Source organism: Insulibacter thermoxylanivorax, assembly GCF_015472005.1.
Taxonomy (GTDB): domain Bacteria; phylum Bacillota; class Bacilli; order Paenibacillales; family DA-C8; genus Insulibacter; species Insulibacter thermoxylanivorax.
The window spans coordinates 147,222-171,142 of sequence record NZ_BMAQ01000001.1 but is presented as its reverse complement, the minus strand read 5'-3'; the positions used below and the strand labels follow the sequence as shown (position 1 = coordinate 171,142).

23 protein-coding genes and 1 other annotated feature are annotated in these 23,921 nt (G+C 51.1%); of the genes, 5 read left to right on the top strand and 18 right to left on the bottom strand.

Annotated features, from left to right (window positions below):
• Nucleotides 1-27: 27 nt before the first annotated feature.
• From der to PRECH8_RS00775, 12 genes are all read right to left on the bottom strand, one after another.
• Nucleotides 28-1,353, bottom strand: a complete 1,326-nt coding sequence (der, locus tag PRECH8_RS00830) for a ribosome biogenesis GTPase Der (protein ID WP_200965164.1) — start codon at nucleotides 1,351-1,353, stop codon at nucleotides 28-30.
• Nucleotides 1,354-1,458: 105 nt separating this feature from the next.
• On the bottom strand, nucleotides 1,459-2,085 hold the full coding sequence (locus PRECH8_RS00825) for a hypothetical protein (RefSeq protein WP_200965163.1): 627 nt from the start codon (nucleotides 2,083-2,085) through the stop codon (nucleotides 1,459-1,461).
• A 125-nt stretch (nucleotides 2,086-2,210) separates the two neighbouring features.
• Nucleotides 2,211-3,470, bottom strand: a complete 1,260-nt coding sequence (rpsA, locus tag PRECH8_RS00820; protein ID WP_371871156.1) for a 30S ribosomal protein S1 — start codon at nucleotides 3,468-3,470, stop codon at nucleotides 2,211-2,213.
• A 148-nt stretch (nucleotides 3,471-3,618) separates the two neighbouring features.
• Entirely contained in the window at nucleotides 3,619-4,203 is a 585-nt protein-coding gene (locus PRECH8_RS00815; RefSeq protein WP_200965162.1) for a lysophospholipid acyltransferase family protein, read from the bottom strand.
• A complete protein-coding gene (gene cmk, locus PRECH8_RS00810; RefSeq protein WP_200965161.1) occupies nucleotides 4,196-4,894 on the bottom strand; it encodes a (d)CMP kinase in 699 nt (232 codons plus the stop codon). The genes PRECH8_RS00815 and cmk overlap by 8 nt, the downstream gene beginning before the upstream one ends.
• Before the next feature lie 154 nt (nucleotides 4,895-5,048).
• Complete coding sequence (locus PRECH8_RS00805; RefSeq protein WP_200965160.1) at nucleotides 5,049-5,297, bottom strand: hypothetical protein; 249 nt, start codon at nucleotides 5,295-5,297, stop codon at nucleotides 5,049-5,051.
• A gap of 64 nt (nucleotides 5,298-5,361) precedes the next feature.
• Nucleotides 5,362-6,009, bottom strand: coding sequence for a flagellar brake protein (locus PRECH8_RS00800; protein WP_200965159.1), 648 nt, complete (start codon nucleotides 6,007-6,009; stop codon nucleotides 5,362-5,364).
• Between the two features lie 92 nt (nucleotides 6,010-6,101).
• The gene (gene ypeB, locus PRECH8_RS00795; protein WP_200965158.1) at nucleotides 6,102-7,463 is read right to left on the bottom strand and encodes a germination protein YpeB; all 1,362 of its coding nucleotides are present in this window, start codon (nucleotides 7,461-7,463) and stop codon (nucleotides 6,102-6,104) included.
• A gap of 68 nt (nucleotides 7,464-7,531) precedes the next feature.
• Nucleotides 7,532-7,690, bottom strand: coding sequence for a hypothetical protein (locus PRECH8_RS00790; RefSeq protein ID WP_200965267.1), 159 nt, complete (start codon nucleotides 7,688-7,690; stop codon nucleotides 7,532-7,534).
• A gap of 34 nt (nucleotides 7,691-7,724) precedes the next feature.
• Nucleotides 7,725-8,423, bottom strand: coding sequence for a glutamic-type intramembrane protease PrsW (gene prsW, locus PRECH8_RS00785; RefSeq protein ID WP_200965157.1), 699 nt, complete (start codon nucleotides 8,421-8,423; stop codon nucleotides 7,725-7,727).
• An 85-nt stretch (nucleotides 8,424-8,508) separates the two neighbouring features.
• Nucleotides 8,509-9,087: a genetic competence negative regulator gene (locus tag PRECH8_RS00780; RefSeq protein WP_200965156.1), complete on the bottom strand. Its 579-nt coding sequence runs from the start codon at nucleotides 9,085-9,087 to the stop codon at nucleotides 8,509-8,511.
• 237 nt (nucleotides 9,088-9,324) lie between these two features.
• Complete coding sequence (locus PRECH8_RS00775) at nucleotides 9,325-9,633, bottom strand: hypothetical protein (protein ID WP_207161757.1); 309 nt, start codon at nucleotides 9,631-9,633, stop codon at nucleotides 9,325-9,327.
• Between the two features lie 192 nt (nucleotides 9,634-9,825).
• Here PRECH8_RS00775 and PRECH8_RS00770 point away from each other — a divergent pair, with 192 nt between their 5' ends.
• On the top strand, nucleotides 9,826-10,728 hold the full coding sequence (locus tag PRECH8_RS00770; protein WP_200965154.1) for a polysaccharide deacetylase family protein: 903 nt from the start codon (nucleotides 9,826-9,828) through the stop codon (nucleotides 10,726-10,728).
• Nucleotides 10,729-10,754: 26 nt separating this feature from the next.
• Here the strand turns inward: PRECH8_RS00770 and PRECH8_RS00765 are convergent, their stop codons facing one another.
• A complete protein-coding gene (locus PRECH8_RS00765; RefSeq protein WP_200965153.1) occupies nucleotides 10,755-10,955 on the bottom strand; it encodes a hypothetical protein in 201 nt (66 codons plus the stop codon).
• Between the two features lie 265 nt (nucleotides 10,956-11,220).
• Here PRECH8_RS00765 and PRECH8_RS00760 point away from each other — a divergent pair, with 265 nt between their 5' ends.
• From PRECH8_RS00760 to serA, 3 genes are all read left to right on the top strand, one after another.
• On the top strand, nucleotides 11,221-12,150 hold the full coding sequence (locus tag PRECH8_RS00760) for a hypothetical protein (RefSeq protein ID WP_200965152.1): 930 nt from the start codon (nucleotides 11,221-11,223) through the stop codon (nucleotides 12,148-12,150).
• 315 nt (nucleotides 12,151-12,465) lie between these two features.
• Complete coding sequence (locus PRECH8_RS00755) at nucleotides 12,466-12,957, top strand: inorganic diphosphatase (protein WP_200965151.1); 492 nt, start codon at nucleotides 12,466-12,468, stop codon at nucleotides 12,955-12,957.
• Between the two features lie 255 nt (nucleotides 12,958-13,212).
• Nucleotides 13,213-13,451: a binding site (T-box leader), on the top strand.
• Between the two features lie 81 nt (nucleotides 13,452-13,532).
• A complete protein-coding gene (serA, locus tag PRECH8_RS00750) occupies nucleotides 13,533-15,119 on the top strand; it encodes a phosphoglycerate dehydrogenase (protein ID WP_200965150.1) in 1,587 nt (528 codons plus the stop codon).
• A gap of 580 nt (nucleotides 15,120-15,699) precedes the next feature.
• Here serA and PRECH8_RS00740 read toward each other — a convergent pair.
• Entirely contained in the window at nucleotides 15,700-16,401 is a 702-nt protein-coding gene (locus PRECH8_RS00740; RefSeq protein ID WP_200965148.1) for a transcriptional regulator, read from the bottom strand.
• Nucleotides 16,402-16,834: 433 nt separating this feature from the next.
• Here PRECH8_RS00740 and PRECH8_RS00735 point away from each other — a divergent pair, with 433 nt between their 5' ends.
• On the top strand, nucleotides 16,835-18,757 hold the full coding sequence (locus PRECH8_RS00735; protein WP_371871155.1) for a heavy metal translocating P-type ATPase: 1,923 nt from the start codon (nucleotides 16,835-16,837) through the stop codon (nucleotides 18,755-18,757).
• A gap of 97 nt (nucleotides 18,758-18,854) precedes the next feature.
• On the opposite strand, the gene PRECH8_RS00730 is transcribed toward PRECH8_RS00735, so the two are convergent.
• From PRECH8_RS00730 to resB, 4 genes are read right to left on the bottom strand one after another with little or no spacing between them, the layout of a single operon-like run.
• Nucleotides 18,855-20,282 carry an ATP-binding protein gene (locus tag PRECH8_RS00730; protein WP_200965147.1) on the bottom strand — a complete coding sequence of 476 codons (1,428 nt, stop codon included), beginning with the start codon at nucleotides 20,280-20,282 and terminating at the stop codon, nucleotides 18,855-18,857.
• On the bottom strand, nucleotides 20,279-20,998 hold the full coding sequence (locus PRECH8_RS00725) for a response regulator transcription factor (RefSeq protein WP_200965146.1): 720 nt from the start codon (nucleotides 20,996-20,998) through the stop codon (nucleotides 20,279-20,281). The genes PRECH8_RS00730 and PRECH8_RS00725 overlap by 4 nt, the downstream gene beginning before the upstream one ends.
• Before the next feature lie 20 nt (nucleotides 20,999-21,018).
• Nucleotides 21,019-22,245: a cytochrome c biogenesis protein CcsA gene (gene ccsA / locus PRECH8_RS00720; protein ID WP_200965255.1), complete on the bottom strand. Its 1,227-nt coding sequence runs from the start codon at nucleotides 22,243-22,245 to the stop codon at nucleotides 21,019-21,021.
• Nucleotides 22,246-22,292: 47 nt separating this feature from the next.
• A complete protein-coding gene (gene resB, locus PRECH8_RS00715; RefSeq protein WP_200965145.1) occupies nucleotides 22,293-23,900 on the bottom strand; it encodes a cytochrome c biogenesis protein ResB in 1,608 nt (535 codons plus the stop codon).
• Nucleotides 23,901-23,921: the final 21 nt, after the last annotated feature.

Sequence of the window (23,921 nt, the reverse complement as noted above, 5' to 3'; positions counted from 1 at the left end):
TCAAGTGATACCATCTCCCAAGCGAATTCAATGCTCAGAACTGGATTTTCTGCGGGTGATGATCCTGATGGGTGTCCCCTCAAACTGGAAAGCCGCACGAAGTTTGTTCTCAATATAGCGTTCATATGAGAAGTGCATCAATTCCGGATCATTCACAAAAAGCACGAACGTCGGCGGTTTGACGCTGACCTGCGTCGCATAATAGATACGCAGCCTGCGCCCTTTGTCAGAAGGCGGCGCATTCATCGCAACGGCGTCATTAATAAGATCGTTCAACACATGCGTGACGACACGCATCGCATGCTGGTCCGCCACATGATCTACCAGCGGCAAGATGCGGTGCAAGCGCTGCTTCGTTTTTGCAGAGACGTAGATCGTCGGAGCGTATTCCATGAATAAGAACTCCTCACGGATCTTGCGCTCAAATCGTTGCATGGTTTTATCGTCTTTCTCCAGCGCATCCCATTTGTTCACCACAAAGATCGCCGCCTTGCCCGCTTCATGAGCATAACCCGCGATATGTTTGTCCTGTTCAACGATGCCTTCTTCGGCATTGATCACGACGAGTGCAACATCCGCCCGCTCGATCGCTTTCATCGCCCGCATCACCGAATATCGTTCCGTGTTTTCATAGATTTTGCCGCGTTTGCGGATACCCGCCGTATCGATGAGCACATAACGCTTGCCGTCCCGCTCGAAGGGCGTATCAATCGCATCCCTCGTCGTACCGGCGATATCGCTGACGATCACGCGCTCCTCACCGAGGATGGCGTTGACGAGAGAGGACTTGCCCACGTTCGGGCGGCCGATCACCGCGATGCGGATCACATCCTCGTCGTACTCCTCATCAGCACCTTGCGGCAGCATGGCTACTGCGGCATCCAAGAGATCGCCGATACCCGTGCCATGGGCTCCCGACACGCCGATGACTTCGGAGAAGCCCAGCGAATAGAACTCGTAAACAGCTTCCTCCCGCTGCGGATTGTCCACCTTATTCACCGCCAGCACGATCGGTTTGTTCGATCGATACAAAAGCTCAGCCACTTCTTGATCCGAAGGAGTGAGGCCCGTCTTCCCATCGACGACGAAGATGATGCCGTCTGCCTCATCGATGGCAAGCTGTGCCTGTGCTTTGATCGATTGCAGCATCTCATCATTATCTGCAAGCTCGATCCCTCCGGTATCTATGACACTGAACGGAACACCATTCCACTCTGCCGTTCCATAGATGCGGTCCCGTGTAACACCCGGTTTATCTTCAACTATTGCAAGCCGTTCACCGATAATGCGATTGAAGAGCGTCGACTTGCCCACGTTCGGGCGGCCGACGATTGCGACAACCGGTCTTGCCATGATGTATACACCTCCAATGCTCCGTTACTCATCATAGCAAAAATAACCGTCATTGGCTATTGCACGATGATAAATTCTTAAGACTTCTATCTTCGTTTTAGTTGGTCATTTTCGAATCCCTTTGAGCCGCCGCGGCAGCCTTCGCTGAACGAACTGCAGCATCCAGACGATGGATTCACCGGTCAACGTCAAGACTCTTGCACATACATAAGAAATCCACCATCCATCCTGCAGCACTGCATCTCCTAGATACAGCATCTGATCCGAAGGCTTGCTGAGAAGCGGCAACACATCCTGGATGATATAAGCCAAGCTCAGCACAGCGGCCTGCGGCAAGGCTTGGCGTGTGACCAGCCACGCTAAGACGCCGATGATCAGTGCAGCATCGATTTCCTTCTGGAAGACGATGAGTATGGGATCCAGTCTATACATTTCCTGAACGAAAAAAACGATCAAACCCAAAAGGCAGCCTGTGATGATAAAATAGCTGACAGTAGCAATCGGCTCCTTAAGCATAAAACGAACAAGGGTAAGCAAAAGCGCAAGATAGATTCCCTGTACGCTGACCGTGCTGCCTAAGGGAATTGCTGAAAACAAGCCGATGTACCAGACAGCGATGAAGGATAATACCTCCAGGGAAGTGATCCCCTTGACCACACTGCTGCGCCAGCCGCTGCTAAGCAAGACGGTCATAACGACCAACAAGATATAAGACCAATATCCGTCATTCATTGCCTTTTCACCTGTTGTTTATACATGATCTAACATAGTATGAGAGGACGGTAATGTTCGTATGCAAGCCGGCGCAGTCAACAAAAGAAGAGATGGCAAGACACCATCTCTTCGATATGTGAGGATTATTTCAGCTTCTTCAGTTGGTCTCCGAAACGCTCGCCTAGCGTCAGAGTCAGTCCTTGATTGTTCAGCGATACGTGCTCGTTGTTGAGCTCCTTCGCATAGCGGGAACCGCGATCCTGTTTGGCAGAAGCAGGCGCTTCTTCGGTTTCCTTGATGCTCAGGCTGATGCGCTTCTCCGCGATGTTCATATCCAGGATCTTCACTTTCACCTCTTGCCCTTCCTCCAGCACTTCATGCGGCGTGCCGATATGGCGATGGGCAATCTGCGAGATATGCACGAGACCTTCTACAGCCGGCGCAACTTCAACAAATGCACCAAAGCTGACAAGTCTGCGCACCGTACCAGTGACGATATCACCGATCTTGAATTGCTCGCCTGCCAATTCCCAAGGGCCCGGCTTCGTTGCCTTGATGCTCAAGCTGATCTTCTGCGTCTCCGGATCTACCTTCAGCACTTTGACTTTGACTTGGTCTCCTTCGCTGACAACCTCAGAAGGATGCTCAACGTGCTTATGGTCCATCTCAGAGATATGAACAAGTCCGTCTATGCCGCCAACATCGACGAAAGCGCCGAAGTTCGTGAGGCGTTGTACGGTACCCTCGATGATCTCGCCTTCCTTTAAGGAAGCCAGTACCTGCTTCTTATGCTGCTCGTATTCCTCTTCGAGCACGTCTCTTTGCGACAGGATGACCTTGCCCGCCTCGCGGTCAAACTCCTTGATGCGAACGCGGAGCGTCTTGCCCTTATAATCGGAGAAGTCCTCTACATAGTGGCGCTCCACCATCGAAGCCGGCACGAAAGCTCGCACGCCGAGGTCTACAACCAGACCGCCTTTGACGACATCAGCAACGGTGACTTCGAAGATCTCTTGGCTGTCGAACTTCGCCTGCAGATCTTCCCAAGCACGCTCGCTGTCCACTGCCCGCTTGGACAGGATCATCTGCTCCTTATCGTCGTTGATGCTGATCACCTTAACTTGAACTGTTTGCTCCAATTCAACGGCGTCAGCGGCATTGTCGATATGAAGGGCGGATAATTCACGGATCGGGATAATGCCGTCATATTTATAGCCAATATCAACGAAGACTTGGGTGTCTTCGATTTTGACTACTTTCCCTTCGACGATATCGCCGGTTTTAACTGTAATGCCCGGATCCAGCTGAGCTTGATCCACTTCTTGCTGAACATCAGCAGCTGGTTGCTCCTGTACCTCTTCCACTTGCTGTTGCATGATCTGATCTTTGATTTCGTTTGACATGACGTAGCCTCCTCACTTACTATCCAAACAATCTATATTGTATGAAAACAATTCGTGTGTGTTACGAATCGTTTACCAGCATAATGATGAACATCGTGCGTTTCGTTAGTATGATTCGAATAATAGCAATCCATACGGAACTCCCAGATTACTGATGTTCAGTAATTAACTGTCTGATGCGGGACATGATCTCCTCGGTCAGCTCCGCTTCCCGCTCGATTCCGTACTCCGAGGCACGGATCGGCTCGCCGTAGACTACTTTCATCTTCCGAAACCAGCGGTAGTCACCGATGATCGCTGCGGGTATGACCACGGCATCGGCGCGGATCGCCATCATCGCCGCTCCTCGCTTCGCCAAGCCCAGCTCATCCTTGTTCCTCGTCCCCTCCGGGAAGATGCCGATCAATTTCCCGCTCTGCATCGTACGGATCGACTGCCGCACCGCATCTTTGCTCACACGGCCGCGTTTTACCGGGAAAGCGCCCAAAGCGCGAATGATCCAATTGAGCACAGGAACCTTAAAAAGCTCGGACTTCGCCATGAAGCGGATCGGTCTCTCGATCCCCACCCCTAATGTCGTCGGATCCCAATAACTCTTATGATTCGAACAGATCATCACTCCGCCGGACTTCGGTATATGTTCGGCACCGATCACTTCGATTCGGAACAATATCCAGTATATGAAACGGACGATCATTCTGCTGATCCGATAGAACAAATTAGGCTTATCCATATGATTCCCCTTCATCCAATACCCGTCGACAGATCTGTACGATTCGCTCTACAACCTGAGCGATGGTCAGTCCCGTACTATCCAGAAGCACGGCATCCGGTGCTTGTACCAGGGGCGCAGTTAAGCGTTCGCGATCCTGACGGTCGCGTTCCGCGATGTCGTGCAACAGCTGTTCATAGGTCAGATGTGCGTTGGTACGCTTCAATTCTTCATAGCGTCTCCTGGCTCGTTCTTCCACACTTGCTGTGAGGAAGATCTTCACCTCGGCATTCGGGATGACATGGGTGCCGATGTCCCGGCCGTCCATCACAACGCCCTTGCCGGCAGCCATCTTCTGCTGCAGGTTTACAAGCACGCGGCGAACCGCTTCGATGGCCGCCACTTGCGGCACCCGCTTCGTAACCTCCGGGGTACGAATCGCGCGGCTCACATCTTCGCCGTCCAGCAGCACCTGCTGGCCTTCACTGCCTGGCCGCAGTTCGATCTGCAGCCCTTCCGCCAAGCGAGCGACAGCTTCCTCATCGCTGAGCGGCAGCTTGCGCCGCATCACCGCCAAAGCCACGGCTCGGTACATAGCCCCCGTATCGATATAGAGATATCCAAGCTGTGCAGCGACTTGCCGAGCAACGGTGCTCTTGCCGGCCCCTGCTGGTCCATCGATTGCTACGTTGATCTTCGCCGTATAACCCAACTAGAGTGCCTCCCACATGCCGGTAATTCTGCTATGTACTTTAGCACTTTAATGTTGCAGCGCCATCTTATGTACAAAAAATGCAGGGCTTGCCTGCTTGCATGATGAATTATAACACACCTGTTACCGTCATGCAAAGGATCGGCGCTTTCGTTCACGTTTCCGGCGGGGCGTTCAAGCTGTTATGTAAGCGGGTGGGGGCGTATCCCTCAAGCCTGTCAGTCTCTGATAACCAATAGCGGATCGGCTCCATTCGCAGCAAGAACTGCAGGATGAGCAGCAGAATGGCCAGCAGGCAGATCAGCTTCATGAGCCAGCGCTCCGTCCGATCCAACAGCCGGATCACAGCCGTTCGGTACTCGGAACGCGATACAGATCTAACGGTTCGATCTTGAGCTTCCATCCTTCGGCCCCCCACCGCTTCATCCGTATATTCTTTCAGTCGGTCATTGAGTTAAGATCAGCCATCAAGTTTTCCGCAGTTCAAGCTGGCGGTCAAAGCAATACTGGACGATCTTCTGGCGGTCTGCCTCGGAGATCTGAGTATACTTAATGGTGATAAACGGCCCCTGATCCCTGTTCTCTGAACGCACGACCGTTCCTTTAAGCGGGATATGTTCAATCTTACCATTGCGGAAAGGAAGCAATACCCAGCATTCCAAGGGGTCCCCCGCACGCAGCCCGATGTCGCGGTCCGCGATCATTGACAGGCCGCCTCCGCTGATATCCTCCGTTACCGCAAGCAATCTTCGGTTGCCCGCCAGGGTGGCAGCGACTTCAAGCTGAGCTTTGACGCGGAGGAAAGCACGCCGCTGCACCTTGGTGATGTCATCCTGTGCGGGCTTCTCAATGGCGAATAAGATGATTCCATTCTCCTTGCGCTCGGCGGTTACATGCGTGCTGAAGTAAAACTTCACACCGGATGTAACATATGAAATGGAAAGGGCGTTGCCTTTATAAAGTTGTTTGAGCTGTCCTTGATTATCAAAGGGAGCCTCAATCCATAACGACTGTTCATCTTCATCAGCCAGACGCGATTTGAAGGTCAGGCTGGCTTCGCGTTCATCCGCCGAGATCACTTGCAGTGTAATCATCTGTCCGATAGCAGGCAACAAACTCCCGATCACTCCTTATGCATACACTCCTGTTGTTTAAGTGTATACCAAAACGAATTCACAGGTAAAGAGGGTGATCGGGAGCCCGGACATTAAACCCCTTGCGCCGCTTGGTCCGCTGCCTGGATATGTTCGATTTTTTCTTCCATCCCCGTCATCCCATTGATATAGATCCGGTAGATGCCGCCGTTGATCTTGCCTGTAAACTCATGGCAGATCACTTCTTCATTCAGATCGTTCTCGATCAGCGCCAGGTTGTGAGCGAGAACCTCGAAATTGCGGTTCAAGATCGTGCGCGCTTCTTCCATCGACATTGCCGGCGGAGTGATGTTCCTGTCTTCACCGGTCAATACATAATCTGTAGCCGAAAGCCCCGTGATCTCGCCGTTATCCAGAGCGACTTGTACGACTAATTTCCTCGGATAGATGATCACATCTTGAATCACTTCGGCAAAGGTAATCGCCGCGGTGTTATTATACGTATCGTAGCTGACCGCCTGCAGATTCCCATAATCATGTTCTTCAAGGAACCGCTGCGCTTGTCTCGTCGCTTCTTCCACGGACAGCTGGCTTTCCTGCACATCGCGGTGATTCATAAAATACAACACTTTCCCGCCGCGCTTCGCAATATCGATATTCAGCCGCGCGCCGTCTTCCTGTTCATCGACGACGGTGACGCTGTAGGATTCAAACTCTGTCCCCTTGCCGTTCTCAACCACCTGAACCTTGAGATCCTCCGGCAATTGCAGGAAGGCAAAGGCGATCTCACGCGCCTTATTCTGATCAATCGGCGGGCCGTCCATCTTGCGGGCGCCTCGCGCTTGGAAAATGTTCATTCCCGAAGGGCCGAAGTCGACATCAGAATATTCCGTCACCTTCTTGTCGACGGTGCGGAAGCCGTCGATGATCGAATGATCCCCCGGCATATTCTGCGAGGCCAACTCCACTTCCACGTCCATCCAGCGGATGTTCTGAGCGAGGGCTTGCGATTGCATCCTGCGAAGTTCTGAGGAGAGCTCTTTGGATTGCTCGTATAGGGTTTGCAAAACTTGCACCTCTTGCTCGCTGAGCGGTTCCTTGGTAAGATCGCGCACTGCCGTGTGATAGGAGAATCTGCTGATCTTCGCCAGGAACTCCTCCGTCTTGCTGAAAGGCAGCAAGCTCAGCGGCAGTTGATTGATCTCGCTTTGCGCTTCGCTTGTGATTCGCCAGACATTCACCAAGCATTTGCGGTGGAACAAGGATGAATTGGCGCCGACGGCAAGAGCGTTGCCCAACTGTTTATTTAATTCCTCCATCTGAAAGGCAAGATTATTAAAAGCACGCTGGTATTGGTTTTCCGCTTTGATCAGAATCGCATTCTTCTGCTGATTTTCCCGGTAACCCCACACACCGACGCCGACAAGTGCGATCAGTAGAATCGGAAACAACACCATACTAAGCCGTCTGTACATACATAAGCCCCTTTCCTCAAACGAACATTGTCTTCCCTATTGTTCGTAGAGGAAAGGGGCATTATGCATTATATATCTACGGTTATCATTTCGAAATCCTGATCATTGCTGCAGATGCATTGCTTAAAGCCTGTTTCGATCTTGTCTTGTACTCTGCGGCCGCGAAGCGTGAATTTCTCTCCGCACCGCTTGCAATGGATGATGACCTTTACTCTCTCGCTTTTCACCATCCACCCTCCTTCTTGCTGATGATGCCTAACATTATTGACCATTCCCCGTGATGTTAATCATATCATCACGGAAGACATAGCGAAACGGCGACTTTTCGAGTGACTTGCGAACGAGGATCATACTGCAGATCCACAGAAGAGCGACGAAGGGTACGATTGTCCATGTCCAAGAGGATGGAAAAGCCATTTGGATAAAATCGAAGATGCCGTGTGCAACGATCGGCCAAAGAAGGGATTTGCGAAGATATCCGGGCTTGTCCGAAAACTTGGCTTTGCCAAAGCAGAAACCCATGATCACTCCGAAAAGCGCATGTCCGGATACTGGGAGCAGCGCACGCACGAGCAAGCTCATCGGATCAGTCTGAAGCACGATGGCATACAGCACATTCTCCAAAGTGGCGAATCCCAAGGACACGGCCACAGTGTACACCACGCCGTCGTATGGTTCATTGAAAAATGTCTGATTGAAGGCTATGAAGAAGATAATGAACCATTTGACAAACTCCTCGACGCCGCCTGAGATCACAAAGGAAAAAACAAAGGGAGACTCTCCAAGCCACAGAACCAATCCGCGCTGGATAAACATCGTAGGGAAAACCAACAATAACCCGATCACAAAGAAACGCGCCACATTGCGAACGGGTTCAGCATCGTATCGATCCTTGAGATAAAAATAAGTCAACAACGAAAATCCCGGGGTTACGGCAGCTACGATCAATGAGACCCACACAGCCGCTCCTCCTAACAAAGGACGCACAGCATGGACATCCCCTTGCAGCCGGGATCATGCGGGGATGTCCACACACACAGGTCGATTAGAAATGACGGCATAAAACCTCCACGGCCTGATCTTCTATAACGATCTTCCCGTATTCGCCGAGCACCGCTTCGGTCACGGAGGTTGCCTCACCATACTCCGACAAGAGCGCGATAATCAGCTGCAGATCGCCGTCATCGATAGATTCGGGATCGATCACGAGCACATATCGAGACTGGTAATGATAGAGTACTCCTCCATCGACGAATCGGCGAACGGCTTTGGCTGCTTGAATTACGTGTTCAAAGTCCGAGAACGCATAGGAGATCAGGTCGCTTTGTTCTAAGGTTACCTCGAGTTCGTATATGTCATCCTCTTCATCGTCGAACATCGAAGAGGTTCCTTTCGTCACGATCACGACCATACCCTGTGCAGGCAAGGCGAACACCTCTACCGCCAGAGGGCCCGTTACATCGAAGCCTAGTTCGTTATATGCTTGTTCCATCATTTCTTTGAAGAGTTCGTGAACTTTCGGGATCTCTTGCCACATGTCTTCCTTCTGAATACCGCGTTCGCTCAGGTCGTCGAAAGTAAGGAAAATCCGTATCTTATCGTGACTCAATCGTTCCATTTTCATGACAGGATCCTCCTTCATGCCCTCTGAATAATAATAAAATATGATACCGATGAGCCGCAGGTGAACAAATCGTGATATTATGCACGGCTTGTATCATAATCTTTATCATATGTTATCATTTTACGTCAACAAATGCACGTTTTATTAGCTCCAAAATAAATAAGGTTATCCGCTGCAAGCAAACGCTGACGCGGATAACCTTATTCGTATGAAGAAAACCTGATTCTAGTGCTGATTCTAGTGCGTATTCTTCGATAAGATCTTGTCCACTTCTTTCTTTACTTCTGCATCGCTTGCGATCATCTGCTCCAGCTGCGCCATCGATGCTTGCTTGTCCTTGGCTTTGGATTGGCCGGATGGGTTCTGCTTGTTCGCCGATCCGTTCGCTGAAGCCGATGTTGCCGGCTGCGACTGGCTGGTGCTGGTGATTAATTTAAAGCCATCACCAATGGCACTTGTCACCATCGTACCCATGCGCGCCATGTTCACGTTATCTTTGCGCGATATGAGAAAGGTTGCCGCCGCAGCCCCAACCAGAGCTCCCATAAGAAAACTGCCACGCATGATCATCATCCCTTCATATGGTTGTACATCGTATATTTTTCTCTGGCGTGAAAGTTCACATGCATGATAAATACAGGAAACCAAAACCATAACTTAGCGGCAGGAGCCAAGGCAGTACAAACTGTGTTACAATAGACGAAAATGAACGAAAAATGACGAAAAGGAGTCTGCAGCATGCGCAAAGTCATATTAGCCATTTTCTTAATCGCATTAATCGCAGCATTGTCAGCAGGTTGCGTTCGGGGAACGGAGAATGTTCATGATGTACTTCATGAAGAGTCCAGCGCGGGCAATCAAGAAACCACAGTAGAAACACCTGCAGATCAGCCTGCCGATGAGGACGCTGACATGGAAGGTGCTGAAGAATCGGAAACGGGGGAACAGCCGGTTGAAAAATCCGCTCAGGAGGAACCTGTCAAGCGGTACTATATGAATAAGATCTATGATATCAAACCGCTCGATGAAGAAACCGATGACCGCGTGGTCCTGCTTACCTTCGATGATGGGCCGAAGGATCTCGAGATGATCCAGTCGATGCTGGAAACCCTTGAGAAACACGAGGCTAAGGCCATCTTCTTCGTGAACGGCTTCCGGGTGCAGAGTAACCCGGAATTGCTGCAGATGATCCATGATGCGGGCCATGCAATAGGGAATCACTCTTGGGATCACATAGCCCTTAGGAAACAAACCGATGAAGTCATCCGCCAGCAAGTGGATGATGTACAGAAGATCGTAGAGGAGACGATCGGCGTTAAGCCCCTCTTCTTCCGTCCGCCCCACGGCAGTTCCAACGAATTCCTGCGGGCGTATGTGAAGGAACAGGGCATGTTGTTCATGACATGGTCGAATGGTTCGCTGGATTGGGACCGCAATCACCAAACGCCTGAATCCGTCGTGCAGAACGTGCTGGATCAGCTTCGCCCGGGCAGCAACATCCTCATGCATGAACTGCCTTGGACGGTGGAGGCTTTGGATGAATTGTTGACAAGGTTAACCGAGGAAGGCTATGGATTCGTCGATCCGTTCGAGATTCAGATCGAAACGGAAGAAGCAGCAGTAGAAGAAACGGGTGTGTGATAGAGGAAGGGCATGATGTGGGGTTATTAATGCATGCGATAACCCCACATGATAAGTGCTGCTGTCAGCAGGATGAACAACCACAGCAGGGCGATCGAGTAATAACGCGCCATCTTCGATCGCTTGCTGGCATGTTTGATGATGCGCGGCGGCAGCGCGTTCACATCCACCGCTGTCTCCTCCTGCAACTGCTGGACAAGTTCGATATCATTGTGTTCCTTTCTCATCATATTGGCGTTCCCCCGATTATCGATCAATTCGGATCTGTTATGGTAGATAAAAACCGTCTACTATCAGATGTTAAAGACACATGTAGATAAACGCTGTCCATTATCTGATATTACATAGATATGAATATTTGACAAGTTACGACATAAGACTGTTGAAATCCGCTCCCCCTGCCGATAAACATATTATAGAGAGAATGCGGCATTTCCTTTCATTCTCCTCGGCAATCCCTAATACTGAACATGAATATTAAGGAGGAAACACATGGGGAAACGGTTGACGATTACGGACTATTTAATCGCATTATTAGTTGTGTTCCTGGTCTTCTGCATGATCGTCGCCTTCTTCTATGGAGTGCATGTCGGCAAGACCCAAGCAGAGCAGAAATATGAGCCGCTGCTTAAATATCAATTGCACACGTCGGCATTTGATGATGAGCAAACGGCGTATCACCAGCAGCATCTCGTTTCTTTCTATTATAACGTATATTATCCATTCCGCACATTTCAAACCTCATGGACGAAGACGATGATGGATATACATACGGGTCAGGAAACCGATGCACGAGCAGCCATTAAGAAGATGAGCAGCACCGCAGCAGAGGTCTATCACTCGATCGAAACGATGACAATTCCGGAGAAGTCGCCGCTTCTCCAGCATGCACAGACCAATTATCTGCGCAGCCTGCGGCTGTTCCAGGAGGCGGACGCGCGGCTAAGCAACTACAGCGGACCGGTGCGCCATGCCGTCCAAGAGTTCCTGGATGATCCGTTCATCGCTGATGCCGTCGGCTATGCATTAACTGCGCAAGCTCAGTTCTATGAGGCCATCGTCAAATGGCATCAATCCATTACTGAAGAGGAACTTCAAGGCGCAGACAGGCTGCATGATATCGAGATGGAACTCGCCGCTTGGTCCGAGCTGCCCTTTAACATTCAGAACAGCATCGTCGCACAAGCGATGTTGGAACATCGGATCTTCGCCAACTATACACCGCAGGATCTGACCGCCGTGCTGGAAGCGATGATCGATTCGGGCAATGCCGAGACCCTTGGCTGGCATAACGTGACGGAAGCCGTCAAGCTTCTCAATGATACCAATGCGGTTCGCTCCGATGATTATTTTACGTACAAGGATGCCTATTTTCGAGATGAGATTATGCCGCAGCTTCCCTTCTACAATGAACCGCAATGATATGTGATGATACGCGATGACACAATGATACACAAGAACATGGAATGATACGCGAATGTGTCGTGTTTGTATCACCATGAATGTGCGTGATGGAACCGTCAGAAATGAACAGCGGCAACATCATCTGGAATTGACCGTTATGCGATCAGAAAGTCGTGCATTGGCAGAAAGGCGTGCGTACGCATGCCTTTTTATTCCCTATATTTGTTACTAAATTATTGCAATTCATAAGTGATTTCATTACAATAAGATTGGTTATTAGCATATAGCATGCAAACCGATTGGTTTACTATGAATATTAGGAGGATGCAAGGTATGTCTAATCTAGTCGTAGATGCATTTATCGAGATTCCCCAAGGCAGTCAGAACAAATACGAGTTTGACCCGGAGAAAGGTCAATTCGTCCTTGACCGCGTCCTGTACGGATCGATGAGATATCCTGCAGAATACGGGTATATCAGAGAAACCCTGGCACTCGACGGCGACCCGCTGGATGTGCTGGTGCTTGTGACGAATCCTACCTTCCCCGGCTGCGTGATCAACACTCGCATCATCGGTGTCATGCTCATGGTCGATAACGGCGAACACGATGAGAAACTGATCGGTGTACCGACGACAGACCCACGTTGGGACCATGTGAAGAGCCTGGAGGATGTTGCTCCGCATACCCTGAAGGAGATCGAGAACTTCTTCCTCCGCTATAAGGACTTGGAGAACAAGAAGGTTGAAGTTACAGGCTTCAAAGACGCTGAATTCGCTAAGAATCTCTATGAAGAGTGCAAGAAACGTTACGCAGAATCCCAATAACACTGTATGCAATCCCGTTATTGCGAGAGTGGTGAGCCTAACCGATATCGGCAGGGATATCCAGTGATCCATCCGTTGATTCCATGCGATATCAGCAGTGATACCAAGTGAGCTGTGCAGCGTATCCCCGTGTTCTCTGCTGCGATATCCGAGAGGATTCTGCGGCTTTTCTCACCTTGCTTCAGTGCGATGGAATAGGCTATTGACACAGGCATAACCTCGTGATAAATTAATTGAAAATCGCAAAACTTCTGTCGAACGACTATGAAGGAAACGACGATCATGGGCAACCCTCAGAGAACCGATGGTTGGTGCGAATCGGCGGTGTTCATGATAGGTTCTAAGCATTCCGGAGTCGCTGCATTGAACGGATCGCCCAGTAGGTGCAGCCGGTGACAACCGTTATCTGTTTGGTCGCTTAGACCAATTGAGGTCAGCCGCGCGAGCGGTTGATGAACAAGGGTGGTACCACGAAGCAAACTCTCGTCCCTTGCGACGGACTCCGTCCGTCCAAGGCATGAGGGTTTTTTCATTATTAAATAGATATAGAACACAATGTATAGGAGGAGTAAACCATGTTCAAAGTACTTGTGTCCGATCCGATCAGCGATCAAGGTCTTCAGAAACTGATGGATGCCGAAGACGTTATCTTGGACAAGAAGACCGGGCTGTCGGAAGATGAACTGGCCGAGATCATCGGTGACTATGACGCATTGCTCGTCCGCAGCCAGACTAAAGTGACGCCGCGCATCATCGAAGCCGCTCATAAACTGAAGGTGATCGGTCGTGCCGGCGTAGGTGTCGATAATATCGACCTTGAAGCTGCTACGCAGAAAGGCATTATCGTCATCAATGCTCCAGACGGCAATACCATCGCCACTTGCGAGCTGACCATGGGGATGATGATGGCGCTGGCGCGTCATATCCCGCAGGCATACAAGAAGACCATCACCGGTGAGTGGGATCGCAAATCCTTCGTCGGAGTGGAACTTCGTTCGAAAGTGCTGGGGATCATCGGCATGGGACGGATCGGCAGCGAGGTAGCCAAGCGCGCGAAAGCTTTCGGCATGGAGATCCTCGGCTATGATCCTTTCCTGACGGAAGATCGTGCGGAGAAATTAGGCGTCACCCTTGCAACCATCGATAAGATCTGTGAACAAGCGGATTTTATCACCGTACACACGCCGCTGACCAATGAGACGCGCAATCTCATCTCAAAACCGCAATTTGCGAAGATGAAGAAAGGCGTACGGATCATCAACTGCGCACGCGGCGGGATCATCGATGAGGAAGCTCTGCTGGAAGCCATCGATGCGGGAATCGTGGCCGGTGCAGCCTTTGATGTGTTCGTGGAAGAACCGCCGCGGCCGGATCATCCTTTCCTGAACCATCCGAAGATCATCGTAACGCCCCATCTGGGTGCTTCAACGATTGAAGCTCAGGAGAACGTTGCGACCGACGTCGCCGAGGAAGTGCTTCATATCCTGCGCGATGAGCCGTTTAAGAATGCGGTGAACATGCCGCCGGTTCCGGCCAACGTCATGGCCAAACTGCAGCCTTACTTCCTGCTCGGCGAGAGGATGGGGCATTTCCTTGCACAGATGGCAGACAGCGCAGCTCAGGAGATCGTCGTAAGCTTCTCCGGCGAATTGACGGAAGTGGACACATCTCCGCTCACCCGCTACATCGTCAAAGGTGTGCTCAGTCACCATCTGGGAAGCGATGTGAATATCATCAATGCGATGCATATGGCGAAGATCCGCGATGTGAATATCATTCGGGAGAAGTCGACGGCATCCAAGGGCTTCACCAATCTGATCACCGTTACCCTGCGTTCCAACGGCCAAGAGCGTTCCATCGCCGGCACTTTGCTCAACGGCTACGGCCCGCGGATCGTAAAGATCGACCAGTACCCTGTCGACGTAGCACCGGAAGGTAACATCATCCTCGTATCGCATAACGACAAACCGGGGATTGTCGGCCGCCTTGGCTCCGTGCTCGGCGACAGCGGTACGAACATCGCAACGATGCAGGTCGGCCGTAAAGTTGTCGGCGGCCCGGCGATCATGGTGCTCACAGTGGACAAGCCCGTACCGCCGGAAACCATGCAACAGCTGAATCAGCTGCCGGATATCGCTCAAGTCAAAGAGATCACGTTGTAAGATTGTAAAAGCCGTGGTGTAAGAGGATTGTAGGAAGAAGATTCTTGCTGCAAAACCCTTGCAAAATCCTTGTAAAACCCTTGCAAAATCCTTGTAAAACCCTTGTAAAAGACCGTTGTAAGAAGATTGTTCGGTATTGTTCTGCAAATAACGCATCTCTGTTCCGTTTATGGGCAGCTTCCGTTCAACTGCATTGCAACGAACGGTTCAGCGCGCATTGATGCATGCGGTGATGCTCGAATTGTTGCACGCATTACGCATGCACAATGCAGCAACGAGGCATGCACTGATGATCACGTTGATGCATGCGGTGATGCACTCATTGATGCATGCACTGACGCTCATTCTAACGCTAACGGAACTGGGATGCGTTATTTCCTTTTTTTACGCCTTTTCCCGAAGCTAACGGAACTGGAGTTCCTTATTGCTGCTGTCCAACACGACTTCGACCGAATTTCTGCCCAATAACGGATCACAGTTCCGTTAACATCCACTTCCCCCATCTTTTCGAACAAATAGCGCATCATGGTTCCGTTAGCAGATGTTCTAGCTCATCCGTTTGCAGGCATTGTTCCTCACGTTAGCGGGCATTGATTCTCATACGAGTATTTTCCCGCATCACATCAAATCTCAAGGCATTCCCAACATTCAACTGATAAGTCCGAAATCGAATGTTTCCTCCGACGACTACTAGATGTTGTTTATCCACCAGACGGTGCAGGATCTGTCGTGCATAACGATCCGATACACGCAGGTGTTTGGCAAGTTCTGCCGGTGTGAAGGGTTGCAGCAATCTGCGTGCAAAGCGAACAGTTTCTGCTTCCAGCCAGTCCAAACCGGCATCTACATCAGTGGATATGAACTTCCCAAGAATAGATAGGATCAGCTGCTTACAGAATTCCGGTTCCTCTTGTATGGATAGATAAGCAATCGGCAGATAGATCCAGTCATCCAGAGTCAGTAAGCTCTGCCTGCGACAGAGATCTTTGAACCTGCGAGTATCCAAATCCCGAGCGTGGCTGCGATAATCTTGAATCTCTATATCCACCTTAACATCAGCCAGCAACAGCGCCAAATCATGATACCGAACACCAAGTTGCAAATCCCTTACTTCCCATTTTGGATACAGATGATCAAAATTGCCCACCGTGGGATACCAGATCTTCCGCAGCAACTCCATCGTTCCATGACTCAATCCCTTCTCCAGAAGTTCACGTCTTCGATGATTGGTCTCCTCATTGATCTGCTTCTGCATCCATTCCTCAAATGCTTGGTTGAACATGCTGTTCTCCTTCCTTTCATAAAAAAATAAGCCGCCTCAATACTGCAAATGCAGTATCAAAGCGGCATGTGCTTCATAACCGACAAAATATAATCTAATCAAAATGTGATCTAATATATGATTTGCTTATCACTTCACGTCCACAGCAAACATGACGGAATTCCATTCGTATGCTTCTCTCTAAACTATACATAAAAGATTTTCCAAATTCAAGCTGTTTGATTATTTGTCCCGTCACCAAGCTGCTCCGGATACACGGAAAAACAATAAAACCCCGTTATAAAATCAACCTCCGCCTCCGGCCCTGTCACAAATGATATTCATCCTCATTCCGCTGATAATGAATCTCATTATCTATAATAATTATTATATTATATTAATTATTGATTATCACAAATATTTGTGCTAGAATGTCCACAAGGAGGCGAGCAAAGTGAATGCACAAACCAGATCCTTTCAACGTTTATTCGACTTCAACAAGCCGTCTTGGCTTAAGAGAATAATGCAGCACCTCGAACTGATCGCGGCCTTAACCAGCGGTCTCTTGATCGCTGTTGCTTGGTATTTGGATCATCAACAATTGGAATTGGCATCAATCATCTTGTATCTATCCGCGTATATCATCGGCGGTTATGCCAAAGCAAAGGAAGGCATACAAGACACCATTGAGAACAGAAAATTGAATGTGGAGATGCTGATGCTGCTGGCAGCCATCGGATCAGCGATTATCGGATATTGGTCGGAAGGCGCGATCCTGATCTTCATCTTCGCGTTGAGCGGTGCCTTGGAGACCTACACGATGAACAAAACCCACAAGGAAATCTCTGCGCTGATCGAGCTGCAGCCGGAGACAGCCACTCGCGTCCAGAACGGTGTCGAAGAGGTCGTGCCGGTCACCTGGCTGTCCCCGGGCGATCAGATTCTTGTCAAACCAGGCGAACGTGTCCCTGCCGACGGGGTGATCATCGAAGGAACGACAACACTGGATGAATCAGCACTGACGGGAGAGTCCATACCGGCGGCTAAGTCCGTCAATGATGAGGTCTTGGCGGGCACCGTTAACCTCAGAGGAGCTGTCACCGTTACGGTGAGCAAGCCAAGCCGCGAATCGATGTTCCAGAAGATCATCGAGCTGGTGCAATCCGCACAAAGCGAGAAATCCCCGTCTCAACAGTGGATAGAGCGCTTCGAGGGGATCTATGTCAAAGCCGTGCTGATCTTCGTCGCCATCATGATGGTACTGCCCCATTACCTGCTCGGCTGGAGCTGGCAGGAGACCTTCTATCGCGCGATGGTTCTGCTTGTTGTAGCTTCACCCTGCGCACTCGTCGCATCGATCATGCCTGCTGTATTATCGGCAATCTCGAATGGCGCTCGCAACGGAATCTTGTTCAAAGGCGGGGTACACCTGGAGAATCTGAGCAAACTGCGGGCTGTCGCATTCGATAAGACGGGAACACTGACGAAGGGCAAACCGGAAGTAACGGATATTGTCACTAGAGAGGATGTAACGGAGACGGATCTCCTCCGTTACACAGCGGCCATCGAACGGCACTCGAATCATCCGCTGGCAGCGGCAATCGTTCAAGCCGCAGAAGCCAAGCAAACAGAGATTCCGAAAGCAGCGATGATGGAGGATATCGCCGGCCATGGCGTTCAAGGGCTGATCGATGACAAGCTGTGGAAGGTTGGTAAAGCGGAGTTTGTCGGACGGGAAGATGCGGAACGATTCTTAAACGGAATCGGACTGCAGCTGGCCGAACAAGGCAAGACGATCGTCTATGTTCGGGATGAGCAAGGAATCGCCGGCGTGATCGCCCTGAAAGATGTGATCCGCGAGCAGACCGTGAAGGCAATCCGCTCATTGAAGAAAGCCGGTATTCACACGATGATGATCACCGGCGACGGGCAAGCGACCGCTGCAGCAATCGCTGCAGAAAGCGGAGTCGATGCCTACGTTGCGGAGTGCTTGCCAGAAGAGAAGGTTCAACATATCAACAAACTGAAGGAATGCTACCAAAGTGCAGCGATGATCGGCGATGGGATCAATGATGCCCCGGCTCTTGCCGCAGCCACAGTGGGCATCGCCATGGGCGAAGGAACGGATGTCGCTCTGCAGACGGCAGATGTGGTGCTCGTTAAAAATGATCTCGAGAAGCTAGCCTATGCGATCCGTCTGTCGCGCAAGATGAATCGGATCGTGAAGCAGAATATCGTCTTCTCGATCGCCGTGATTCTCATATTGATCATATCGAATTTCATGCAGTCCTTAGCCCTGCCCATGGGCGTTATCGGTCATGAGGGCAGCACGATCCTGGTCATTCTGAATGGACTGAGATTGCTTCGATCCACATAAGCTGGATCACTGCACTATTTTATGAAGGAGCGGATATCAATAAGGCGTAATCCGGCTGGGATTACGCTCTTTGTGTTCTTTGTGTGTATAAGATGGCTCACATCGGCAGATAGATCGTAAAAGTCGTTCCCTCGCCAACTTTGCTTGTTAGGTCCACTTGTCCGCCGTGTGCATCGATGAAGTACTTGACGATCGCCAGGCCCAGCCCGGTGCCGCCGTTGATGTCTCGCGTGCGGGCTTTGTCCGCCTTGTAGAAACGCTCGAAGACATAGGGCAGGTCCTGCTCCGAGATGCCATGCCCTTCGTCGGCGACAACTAGCTTAATCCAGTGCTGATCATCAAGGATGGTTTCTTCCGCCGACAGCATGATCCGCTTGCCCTCAGGCGTATGGCGGATCGCATTGTCCAGGAGGTTCGTCAACACTTGTTCCAGACGATCATCATCGCCGCGGCTCATGATCAGCGGCTCTTCTGGAAGCGTTAAACTCAGCTCGATCCCCCGATTCTTCGTGATCGGAAGATATTTCCGCTCGACGCGCTGCAACAGATCGTTGATATTCACCGTCGTATAGAAGAGTTCAAAATGCCCCGACTGCATCTTGGCCAGATCTAACAGATCCTGCACCAGCCGCCCCATCCGCAGGGATTCCTCATGGATCACCTGCACATGCGCTCTCTGTTCTTCCGGCGTTGCTGCGATGCCGTCGAGCAGCGCCTCGCTGTATCCTTGCACCATCGAAAGCGGGGTCCTTAATTCATGGGAGACATTCGCCACGAAATCATTGCGAAGCTTATCCAGTTTGTTCTCTTCTGTCACATCGCGGAGCACGGCCACCGCACCTCGAAGTTTATTATCCGAATACAGCGGCGTCATCACGACGGACCAGACGGTGTTCAGCACGTTCAACTTGGAGATATGCTCCGGCGTTCCGGAGACAACGGATTCGAACAGCGCCAGCATCGGCTTCGGAACGGTGCCGCCCGAGACTAAGTCGGCGGCTTCTTTGCCCAGCTCGTCGTCCCATTCGATCGCCTTCCATTCCTCCACCAGTCGTTGGCCCTGCGGATTGGCTGTGATCAGATTGCCGTCGGCATCGAAGGATACCACGGCATCGCTCATGCTGCTGAGTATACTCGACAACAGTTCTTTCTCATGCTTGAGCGCATCGATCAATCTCTGCAGCTCATCGGCCATATGGTTAAAAGACCGCGCCAAATCGCCCAGCTCATCACTGGACGTGTAGGCGATCCGCTTCGTATATTCCCCCTGCGCGATCATCTCTGCCCCTTCCTTAAGCTGGATCAAAGGACGCGTGATGCGGGTGGACAGAAACAAAGCGAACAGCGTCGTCATCGAGAATCCTATGGCACCGGTTATATAGAAAAGATTCTTCACCGCGCTGGAATTGGAGAAATTCTGATCAATATAATCCAGCAAAAACATACCCAGAATCGACAGAACAATGACCACCAGCGCGATGATCGTAAGCCACAGTTTGCCAACGATGCTGGTGAAGAACTTCATTCCTTAGGCACCTCGAGCTTATAACCAACTCCCCATACGGTGGTGATCATAGCAGCAGCTTCCGGTGAGGATTTCGTTAATTTTTCGCGGAGCCGTTTGATATGTGTGTCCACGGTGCGCAGATCGCCGAAGAACTCATAATTCCAAACATCCTTCAGCAACTGCTCGCGGGAGAATACTTTGTCCGGTGAGGATGCAAGGTAATGCAGCAGTTCATACTCCTTCGGTGTAAGATTGACTTCCACGCCGCCCGCAGTAACCCGGTGGGCATCGTGTTCGATGACCAGATGCGGGAATACGATGTTGTTGCTGCGGTTATCGTTGGCGACAGCCGCTCCCGCTGCAGTGCGTCTGAGAACCGCCTTCACGCGATAGATCACTTCACGCGGGCTGAAGGGCTTCACCACATAGTCGTCCGCACCGACTTCGAAACCTTGAACGCGGTTCGATTCTTCGCCGCGCGCCGTTAACATGATCACCGGCGTATTTTTGGTTTGCCGAAGTTTGGAGCATACATCAATTCCATCCATGTTCGGCAGCATCAGATCCAGCAAGATGCAGTCATAATCCTGATCGAGCGCCATCTGCAACGCTGTCTCCCCATCCTTAGCCTCCGAGATCAAGAACCCTTCCTTCTCCAAATACATGCGAAGTAAACGGCGAATACGCTCCTCATCATCGACGACTAGGATATGCAATTGCTTCTCATTATTCATCATCCATACACCTCCAATAATTACACGCCAGCATAAGAATGAAGACCAGCGATGACGAGATTGACACCGATCAGTGTGAACATAATGATCAAAAATCCGATGACGGACATCCAGGCGGACTTCTCACCCTGCCAGCCTCTGGACAGACGAAGATGGAGATAAGCAGTATAGAATAACCAAGTGATCAATGCCCAGGTCTCCTTCGGATCGAAGGCCCAGAACCTTCCCCATGCTTGGTGAGCCCATATACTGGCGAAGATGAGAGCGCCCAAAGTGAAGATCGGATACCCGATAGCGATTGCCCGATAGCTGATCTCGTCGAGATCATGTTCATCGATGCCGTTCATGATTGGGCTCACAGCAACTCCGAGCGGCCTGCGGATGATCAGACGGATAAGTGCATACAGGATCGTTCCGGCAAGAAGCGACCAGACGATCGTGTTTAATTTGCGCCCGGCGTTCACCCCTTGCATCCAGCCCGGGGCTTCAAACCAAGGCTGCTGGATCCCAAGAAACGGCTGCATCTCTATGATTTCACTATGATGCGGTTTGATAAGCGGGGGCAATGTATATTCTACCACGTTTTCAACTTCGAATTCTTGTCCGAGGGAATCCGTCTCTACCGTCGTCTGCAGGAATTCCGCATGATAGCCTGCCCCCCGGAAGGCGAATACCAAGACGATAAAGGAGATCAGCGTGAGCAAGGTGAACAGCGTCAGCTCAACACCCAGTATTTTGCGTCTCCCTGATTTGCTTGGATCTTGGAAATTCACCGTACGCAGCAGGTACATGAGTCCGGCTGCAAAACCTACAGCGAGGAAGGCCTCACCAAGGGCAGCCAATGTGACATGGACATAGAGCCATATGCTCTGGAGCTGCGGGATCAGCGGCTTCACCTCGCTCGGGAAAACCGCGCCATAGGCGATGATCACTACGGCCAAGGGCATGGCAAAGAGTCCGGTCAACGGTTTGCGATAGATAAGATAGATCAATATAAAGGCGAGTACGATCATCATGCCGAAGAAAGTCAGAAACTCATATAAATTCGCTACCGGAATATGCCCGGATGCGGCCCAGCGCAGCCCCGTAAAGGCCGCCTGCGTCAAGAAGCCCAGCAGGGCGATGCCGAGGCCGATATTTCCCCAGTGCCGCTCATGCTCCTTGGGTTCGCGGTTGCTCCATCGCTTGCCCAAGACGGATATACCGAATACGATGAAGGCTAGATTATAAAGGATGAATGCCGCCATCAGGAACCTGCTGCTTAATCCGATAAGCGCTTCCGTCTGTTCGATGTTCACGTTCTGATCCCCCCACTGTTATCAAGCGATTGGTTATCCGTTTCAATGCCGGTCTTATGCAGGATCTTGGCCAGTTCATCACGCAAACCGTACCAATTCTTGTTCGTATGCGCGCCGATCAAGAGACGACGATCGTCGATGCGCACCCAGATTCGGCGATGCTGCCAGTAGATGCCGATCACCACGCCGAACAAGAAGATAAAGGCGCCTGCCAGAATATAAGGCAGAGCTTTCTCCACACGGACCAACAGATATGAACTATATAAAGAGGCTTCCATATCCGTCACTTCGAAATGAAGCGGTTCCCCCGCTGATCCGGCTATGCGCGTCTGATAGCGCTCGAAGGGTACGAGGAAATAGGTTTCCTTCTCGCCGTCCCCGCGGCTGATCTCGAAGATGAACGCCGGATTGTGCGGCAGACGCGACTTCGTCGCCGGCGCCCCGTCGATATTGGTCAGCTCCGGATAGTAGCCGGTAAGCTCAATCTCAAGCCCCCCAAGCTGGTAAGAAGGTGCCGGATCCATGAGATCCAAGACAAGCTCTCCATGGATCTCATCTCCCGCGGATACCTTAAGCGTCATGACCGTCACTTGCGGAAGAAACTCATAGTCGATCTGGTAGATGGAATAGTCCCCATAGACCAGCGGATCATTGGGCTTGATCGTATGCCGCATGATCTCCTCCAGCTTCGGTTCAACCAAGGGATTATGGCAATCCGCAACGCAGCGGTAGAGCACCGCTTCGGTTTCGAAGGCGAACTGAATCTCTTGCCCGCTGACGTGCGGTCCGATTTCCTTCAATTCCGTGAACTTCAGATTCTGGAGGTAGTATTCCGTACCGGGGATCGGACCCGTCTCCCCTTCCCTGAGTGCGATGCCCTGCTCCATAAACCATCCCGGGATTCCCCGTGTTAACAGAGCAGCCAACAAGATGATGAGTCCGACGTGATTGATATACGGCCCCCAGCGGCTGAAGCGATTCTTCTCCGCCAGCATCGCTGTTCCCTCACGTGTGACGCGATAGCGGCGGGCTCGCAGCGCTTCCTGCATCCGTTCGAGCCACGTTTCCGGATCATCTACCTCCCCCATATAGACAACCTTCTGCCGCTTGAGGAAGGTTTCATGCTTCAGGGGGTGTTGTTTGTTAAGCGCTCGATATAAGGGAATGATCCGATCGAGGCTGCATATAATGAGAGAAGCCGCGATCATTAGGATTAAGGTCTTGTACCACCAGCTGCCGAAGGTGTCGGCAAGGCCCAGCGCATAATAGATTTCTCCCCAGCGACCGTATTCCTCCGCATAGTATGCGGCGGGATCATGGCTTGGAACCACGTTCACCTGCGGCAACAGCGTGCCCAAGATGGACGCCAGCAGCGTGATGATGATCAAGTATACCGCAACTTTTACCGAAGAGAAGAAATTCCATATGCGATCTAATAGATTAGGATTGGCTTTTTGCGATCGTCTGGCGGCCCCCTCATATCTCATCTCAAGCGGCTGGCTGGACTCTGCTTCTTCCCGATTGACGGGCAATCCGCAGGCCTCACAGAGCACAGTACCGACGGGATTTTGATGGCCGCATTCGCATTTTGTGTTAATCAGCAAAGTCAGGTTCCTCCCCATATA